Below are 6,680 nucleotides of genomic sequence, written 5' to 3'. Positions count from 1 at the left end.
GGTGCACATACAGCGGCATCATCCAGAAACTCCGTACCGTCAATGCCAAAGTTGTCGCAGTCGCGGATATCGAACGTGTCGGATTCGTTGTCAAACACCCAGCCGAATTCACCCCCCTGCGCCCACTGTGCCAGCCGGATGCTCAGCCCGTTTTCCTGGGCTTCGCGGGTGGCAGGCTCCGGCAGATTCTCCAGCAGGCGGGTGATACCGAAAATGCGGTACTGTGGTTCATTGCGCATCACGGCGTTTACCGCATCGTTCAGCCGTCGCTCATCGCGTGGGGTGAGCGTCGCTCCGTTGCGGGTGCAGAGGATTTTCATCAGTTGCCTGATAACGTTCAGATTGCGTTTCGTGGGTGGCAGTGAGAACGGGTTCCAGCCGGTGGGTTCACCGCTGATAACCCGGTAATAGCGGCCACCCAGCGCCCGGATATGCATTTCCGCGCCCCGGTCCTTGTCCAGATAAACGGTGGTCAGTCGCCGGGGTCTGGCGTCTGGTGCAAAACTGTCCCTGTGACCATACTTCTGCTGCATGATTTCCAGGAACGTCATCAGCATGGTTTTCCCCGAACCGTTGGTGCCGAGAATACAGGTACTGGCCGGGTTCTTTTCGTTAAACTCGTCAAGACCGGCCAGAGTGTTATGCAGGTTCAGGTAATAGCCATCCCCGGACGGGGTACGCAGCAGGGCCATCGCTTCCCCCCACGGTGCGCGGTCCCGTTTGCCGGGGTAAAAATTGTGCAGTGCGGCCAGTTCAACAAAATTCCGGCTGCTCAGTTCCCCCGGTCGCGGGCGCAGGTGTTGGTTGCCCGGAAGCTGGGCCATATATGCCGCTGACAGAGACAGTTCTGCCGGAACCGGTGTGAGGCCGGTGTTATTCAGCATATTGCTGATTTCACTGGTATCGGCGGCCAGTCGCTCCAGTGAAGGGGAAAAGACCATCAGGGAAAAATGGTGGCGGCCAAAGGCGATTTTGCCCGACATCAGCAAATCAAGCGCCACATCCAGGTCAAGGCGCTGTGAGATGGCTTCGTCATCGGCGCTCATCATCAGACGCCGGGTACGCCGGATGGCTTTACGGGCCTCTTCACGGGACAGACAACTGTACGTCTGTGTGATGACATAATCGCATGGAGCATACAGCAGCGAATCCATCATCCCGGTGGCGGTCTCCTGCGAGAATTCTTTTATCTCCAGTCCCCGAAAATAGTGCGTACCGTTTACATGGTTTATCTGCCCGGCTCCGGCGGCGAAGTACAGCGCCGCAGAACCCAGTACACGGTAAACCGGTGTACGGGTCACGCGGACTTTTCGCCACTGGTGCGTCAGCAGATATTCATAAAAGGCAAGCTGGGAGGAATAAACGCCATCACCTTCGCTGAAGGTGCCAAGTGCGCGGGCATCATACCGTGACAGTGCAGTATCCAGTGCCGTGCGGATATCGAGCATTTCCTGAAGTACGCTATCCAGTTCCCGCAGCTTCTGACCGTCAGGCATCCGTCTGCGCCCGGCCTTCTCCGCACGGGAGAAGGGCTGCCAGCAGACCGTCAGAAACAGGCGGTTACGGCGAAAGGGCGTTTTCTTAAGGGACGCATAGTAAAGACGGCTGACATCATCGGCATAAGGATTACCGGAATCCCGGTGCAGCGAATCGGTAAACGGCTCCCGCACGTTATGAATGCTGAACGTCACGGGCATTCCTTCAAAAGCACGGATCAGACCGTGAAGTTGTGTCGTTCCGGCCTCCAGGTTTTCTTCAGATTCACAGTCGAAAGGCGTTCCTGTCAGTTCCCAGGTACAGAACAGTTCACCGCGTCGCGAGCGGACAACATGGCGGTGTATATGGGACGAGTACGGAATGAATTTTGTTACAGTTGCACACTGGTTCAGTTTCATGGCATCAAGAAACTCCGTGATATCAACAGGGGCTTGCTCAGCAGGCATAAAGGCGGTGGCACCGAAAATGCGATTTGCGACAGGGTGTCCCCTCGCTCTCAGCCACACGGCTATCAGGCTGAAACGCCGGGGTTCGTTTCGGGTCAGGGATTTCATCACCAGAAATTCGACGGGGAGCAGGGCCAGCAGGGCTACGGTGGTCCAGACCGCAAGAATGATGGTGACGCCCGCCACCCCCAGCAGGGGAACCATTGGTACACCCCACAGCGAGGCGGGGCGCGTCATGGCTTTCATCAGTTTTGCCATTGGGCCCCCTCAGCTCATCAGCAGTGCACCAATCTCACTGCCGCCACCAATCAGGATGCCGCCAATGATGATGTAACCGCACTGCGACAGGCTTTCGCCCTTCCAGAGCGTCTTGTAACCAATCCAGATCACCGCAACGGTAATGGTCACCGCTGCCAGACCGTGAAGACCGGCAGAGACCTTTTCCATGATGGTGTTGGCCCGCTGGAATCCGTCAGCAAGCGCGGGGGATGCCACAACGCTCTGTGCCAGGGCTGAGGCCGCAGAACGACGAAGACAACGTTTAACCCGGTCTTTGAGTTGCATGGTTATTTCTCCGTTCGTGGAGCAGGTGGTGTGACAGAACCGGTTTTTTTCACCTTCAGTCCGGGTTGTCGTTTGCTGGCGCAGTGCTGACGGAACACCGCGCACGACACTGCCCGGCCAGACAACGCGGGGCCGGATGGCAGCAGAGGAACTGTCGGGATCAGCCACTGCGCCAGTGGTGGGGTGTGAAGGGGAGCTGTCCTGGCGGGTGCCGGGGACGGTGTAACCGATCCGCCGGAGATAGCTTGTCTGCGAAAATGCTGCTTCCGGTTTTTGCCCGGTCTCAAAATCACCGGCGTAATAGCAACTGAGCGCCCGTTTCAGGGTGCCGCCCCGTCGCCAGCAGTCGGTCAGGATGCGTTCAAAGACGGAAAGACTGGTGCAGGGAGAGAACAGATCAGCAGCCGTAACACCATACTGGTGAAAATTGGTACTGGTGATTTGCATCAGTCCGGCGGAGTAACGGCGACCCTTTGCTGCGATTTGTTTCGCGAGACGGATGGCACTGGGTTTGTCTGAGGGATAATGTGAAATGACATGTACCCGGCCCGACTGACGCTCACTGCGGGGAATAATCTCAGCAATGGCGTAAGGATGAAGGCCGGACTCCGCCCGTGCTACATCGAGCGAGGTGGACGGGTGAATGCTGGCGGCGCACTGCATCGCCAGCGCCAGGAATGCTTCAGTGGACAGCATAAAACCTCCTGAGAAAGAACAGGAAGAGATGCCGCGCGGTGCGCGGCAGCAGAATAACGGGGGTTATGCAGCAGGTGAGGGGGTTTCGTCTCTGGGCTCCAGCAGAACCAGCTTTCCGGAGACGGCAAGGCCGGGCGTCAGAATGATATTCAGACCGTTTTTGCCATTATGGGTGAAGGCCACGCCAACTTTTGTCCAGAACGTACTGGTTTCACCCTGGGGATCAGGTTGTGATTCCTGGGTGATATACACGATATAGTCAGGTTTTCGCATGGGATGCCCCCGGATATATAAGGATTGAAGGGAATAAAAGAAATAAAGGAAATAACGTCACATTCCGGTCCTGCATTCCGGTTTAAACGGGTCAGCGAGGACATTCAGCGGCACCCTGAATTATGGTTGTGTGACAGCCCGGTCCGGATTGTTAAAGAGCAATATTATGTCGTAGCGAATTAACGCCAGGATGAAATAACCGTGAGTGACGGTATATTCAGCGTGCGGTATCAGATAGTGATATGAAACAGGAAAATCAAAACGGGAAATAAAAGAAAAATATTCCGGGGCATTATGCGGTTATTCAGGGACCACAGAGGATATATAAGGGAAAGTGAATTTTATTTTGTAAATAAAAAGGCGGCGTAAAATACGCCGCCCTGAAATCAGTTATGCGTTGTTATTATCTGCACCGACGACGTTCCAGAATGGACTGACATCGGGTACAGGTGGTGACGCCGGGTAAGGTATGACGGCGTTTATCCGGTATCGGTGAACCGCAAAACCGGCAGAAATATAATGAGGGGACGGGAGCAGGCCGGAAACGGCTCTGTTCAATCATGGCTTCCAGCCGTTGCTCATTGAATGCCTGGTCGCGGTCAATTTCATCCGGCATGTGTCGCCCTCCGGTCCAGCTTTTCCTGCTCACAGCGCGTGATGCGGTTCCAGACGGTGGTCAGGGAAACCGGTTCTGCTTTGCCAAATGAGACGGATTCGGTGATTTGCATCATGACGTCAAGCGCATTCAGTGTATCGGTGCTGCCGGGATGGAATTTATGCCAGAGTTGCCAGATTCTGGCGTCGGTTGTCTCATCCGGCAGTGGCGAGCGCCCGTGGGTCACAGTGATACCGTTCAGACGGCGACGAAGACAGGTGTCATTGGAGGTCAGGCCGAAGTATGCACTCAGCAGGGCAATGGAGCCGCCAAGCCGGATAGCCCGGTCAATCTGTTGCTGACGCTGGATTTCCTGGCGGGACAGCAGCAGACACTGACTCAGATGGTCATGACGGACGGTGATATCCAGCAGGGGAACTGATGCCCTGGTGATAAAAAACAGCTCATCAAGGGTCAGTCTGCTGAGGTGCCTGATTTCCTCATGAGTGAATCCGATAGTTTCACAGTAATGAATATCACCGTTTTTCAGCGCATGTAATGCGTGAGTTAAAATGACATAATTCAGAGGCGGGATCATAAAGTCCTCTCCTGATATACTGTTATTCTGATGGTGCATCCCGGAATGAAGTAAACCACGCCGGGACGTAACGGGATTTATTTCAGGGAAGAATAAAGTGGCAGTAATTATTCGGTATGCTGCCTGCGGTGGTTTAATTTCTCGCTTATCCAGTCGTCAATCTCAGACTCAAGCCAGGCAACACTTGCGGGGCCAATCTTTATAGACTGCGGGAAATCATCCGTTTTCATATACAGATAAATCTGAGTCCGTTTCAGCCCTGTTTTTTCCTGAACCTGTTTAAGCCGTAATAACTGATATGACATGGTAGTTCTCCTGCGGTAAATAGAGGGGACCCGGAGACAACACAGAAACACAGTGACAGGAGAAGGGAAAGGAGGTAAACCCGTATTAAGGATTTCGGAACCCTTAATACGGGTTTTCTGGCAGGAGAGCTAATGACCTTTTATTTTTACCGTCGGTGGTGAACCACGCTTCAGCGCTGCCTTGAGCGTGTCGCCGCTCAGTTTGTCTGTAATTCCCTCATTTGCGGCCCATTGTTCAAATATTGGCAGCATTTTATAGGGCTGATTGATTAACGGACTGATGGTGTCATTATTGCGGCAGGCCAGCCAGAACAGACGGGCCAGGGGCGAGGACATCCGGGTCGTGGCAGGCTGCACTTTATTTTCACCGCGACTGACCTGGACGAGTTTTTCAAGCTCTGAGTAGCGTATAACAATCCAGGTATCCGCTGGCAGATGATGGAGAGGGAAGTAGTCTTTGCGGTGTTCATTGATTTTTGCCTCTGAAAGCCTCCTTCTGGTCGCTGTCTGCACATCTCGCGGCAGTTTCAGGAGCTGTCGGTTAATCCTCTCACGCCAGGTCATGCATTCAAATACCTGGAAGGTTTCTCCTGACAATGTGGCAGTGATCCCGTAGTTAATGTTGCCTCTTCTGCGAAACGGTTGCTGAAGTCGCAGGGAACGAGCCAGAAGATAGTGGAGCCAGGTACTTTCATATCCAATGAATGATGTATCGATCAGCCCTTTTAAGGAAGTGATAAAACGGCCCTCTGTACTCATGACCAGATTCCGACCAGCCAGGAAGCACCCCGAATCCAGCATGCAGAGGCGACTGACCGTTGAGTTTCCTGTTGGCGTGAATTTTATTTTATCATCCATGTATTTGATCTTCCGTAAACAAACAGGAGACGGAAATAATATGGAGAGTTTAATTCGGCCGAGTAGCGCGTGATGATAAATATCGTAGTCCATGATGTTTAAATCGGTAATTTCATTCAGCGCCCGTACAGCTTCAGGAACAAAGAGCCAGTCAGACTTATTACGTGCAGAGAAAACGGAAGATCGACTGAACATAAAATCATTTCCTTAACCAGAGTATGAAAAGAATGAGTAAATGACCGTTGCATCATGCTTCGATGCGAAAGGGAATAAAATATCATTGCTGATAAAGAGGTTACGGTACTGATCCTCCGGGAGAAAAACAGTCCGGATACCCTGAACACTAAATAAAAGTAGCAGCATTAATGTCAGTGAGGTAAATATAATTGTCATTGTGAACCCCTGTTATTTTTAGTAGGTGTTCAGAAAAATTGACAATATGATGCACTGGGATTCTATTTCCACGCTGACAGCATTAAGTGTCTGACATTTGTTGGGTAATAGAAGGCTGAATAATTCATTGTAAACAGTCAGTTATATCTCACTGACTTTACTGGGGGGAATGTTCAGACCTGTTAATTTTGCAGGTACACTTCTGTTAATGATGATATTTATATACACATAACTGCTTTTTATTAGGAAAAGTCTTATGTGTTGGGTTGTGAAAATAGTTTATGACAGTGAACATGTGATTAAGCAACAGGTAACATTGGTGACAATACTATTATTTCTGAAATCCGCTGTACCCGGACGTCAGTATGTTTAGTACGGTCAAAGAGTTAAGTGGCAACCTGACAGATAGACAAGCTATAATAGAGACAGGCTCGTTCCCTCATATCGACATGTGC

General features: G+C 52.0%; 7 protein-coding genes and 1 pseudogene. All 8 read right to left on the bottom strand.

The features are described from left to right. Positions 1–2,201: VirB4 family type IV secretion/conjugal transfer ATPase (locus GTGU_RS10275; RefSeq protein ID WP_038156392.1), on the bottom strand; the 2,201-nt coding region annotated here is incomplete at its 3' end. A gap of 9 nt (positions 2,202–2,210) precedes the next feature. Next, complete coding sequence (locus tag GTGU_RS24560; protein WP_084222773.1) at positions 2,211–2,507, bottom strand: TrbC/VirB2 family protein; 297 nt, start codon at positions 2,505–2,507, stop codon at positions 2,211–2,213. A 72-nt stretch (positions 2,508–2,579) separates the two neighbouring features. After that, positions 2,580–3,203: pseudogene (locus GTGU_RS10270) on the bottom strand (lytic transglycosylase domain-containing protein); the annotation flags it as partial. Between the two features lie 63 nt (positions 3,204–3,266). After that, a complete protein-coding gene (locus tag GTGU_RS10265) occupies positions 3,267–3,476 on the bottom strand; it encodes a hypothetical protein (RefSeq protein ID WP_038156390.1) in 210 nt (69 codons plus the stop codon). A 403-nt stretch (positions 3,477–3,879) separates the two neighbouring features. Further along, positions 3,880–4,092, bottom strand: a complete 213-nt coding sequence (locus GTGU_RS24555; protein WP_038156388.1) for a TraR/DksA family transcriptional regulator — start codon at positions 4,090–4,092, stop codon at positions 3,880–3,882. Beyond that, positions 4,082–4,669 carry a DUF2857 domain-containing protein gene (locus GTGU_RS10255; RefSeq protein ID WP_038156386.1) on the bottom strand — a complete coding sequence of 196 codons (588 nt, stop codon included), beginning with the start codon at positions 4,667–4,669 and terminating at the stop codon, positions 4,082–4,084. Before GTGU_RS10255 ends, GTGU_RS24555 begins: the two co-directional genes overlap by 11 nt. 107 nt (positions 4,670–4,776) lie before the next feature. Beyond that, positions 4,777–4,974: an AlpA family transcriptional regulator gene (locus tag GTGU_RS10250; protein WP_038156383.1), complete on the bottom strand. Its 198-nt coding sequence runs from the start codon at positions 4,972–4,974 to the stop codon at positions 4,777–4,779. Positions 4,975–5,103: 129 nt separating this feature from the next. Next, positions 5,104–6,027, bottom strand: a complete 924-nt coding sequence (locus GTGU_RS10245) for a hypothetical protein (RefSeq protein WP_038156381.1) — start codon at positions 6,025–6,027, stop codon at positions 5,104–5,106. Positions 6,028–6,680: the final 653 nt, after the last annotated feature.

The organism is Trabulsiella guamensis ATCC 49490, assembly GCF_000734965.1.
Classification (GTDB): domain Bacteria; phylum Pseudomonadota; class Gammaproteobacteria; order Enterobacterales; family Enterobacteriaceae; genus Trabulsiella; species Trabulsiella guamensis.
The sequence above is the reverse complement of the archived record's forward strand: the minus strand, read 5'-3'. Positions and strand labels throughout refer to the sequence as shown.

Coding starts and splice junctions, on each gene's coding strand:
- GTGU_RS24560 (WP_084222773.1), bottom strand. CDS start 2,507: ATGCAACTCAAAGACCGGGTTAAACGTTGTCTTCGTCGTTCTGCGGCC.
- GTGU_RS10265 (WP_038156390.1), bottom strand. CDS start 3,476: ATGCGAAAACCTGACTATATCGTGTATATCACCCAGGAATCACAACCT.
- GTGU_RS24555 (WP_038156388.1), bottom strand. CDS start 4,092: ATGCCGGATGAAATTGACCGCGACCAGGCATTCAATGAGCAACGGCTG.
- GTGU_RS10255 (WP_038156386.1), bottom strand. CDS start 4,669: ATGATCCCGCCTCTGAATTATGTCATTTTAACTCACGCATTACATGCG.
- GTGU_RS10250 (WP_038156383.1), bottom strand. CDS start 4,974: ATGTCATATCAGTTATTACGGCTTAAACAGGTTCAGGAAAAAACAGGG.
- GTGU_RS10245 (WP_038156381.1), bottom strand. CDS start 6,027: ATGTTCAGTCGATCTTCCGTTTTCTCTGCACGTAATAAGTCTGACTGG.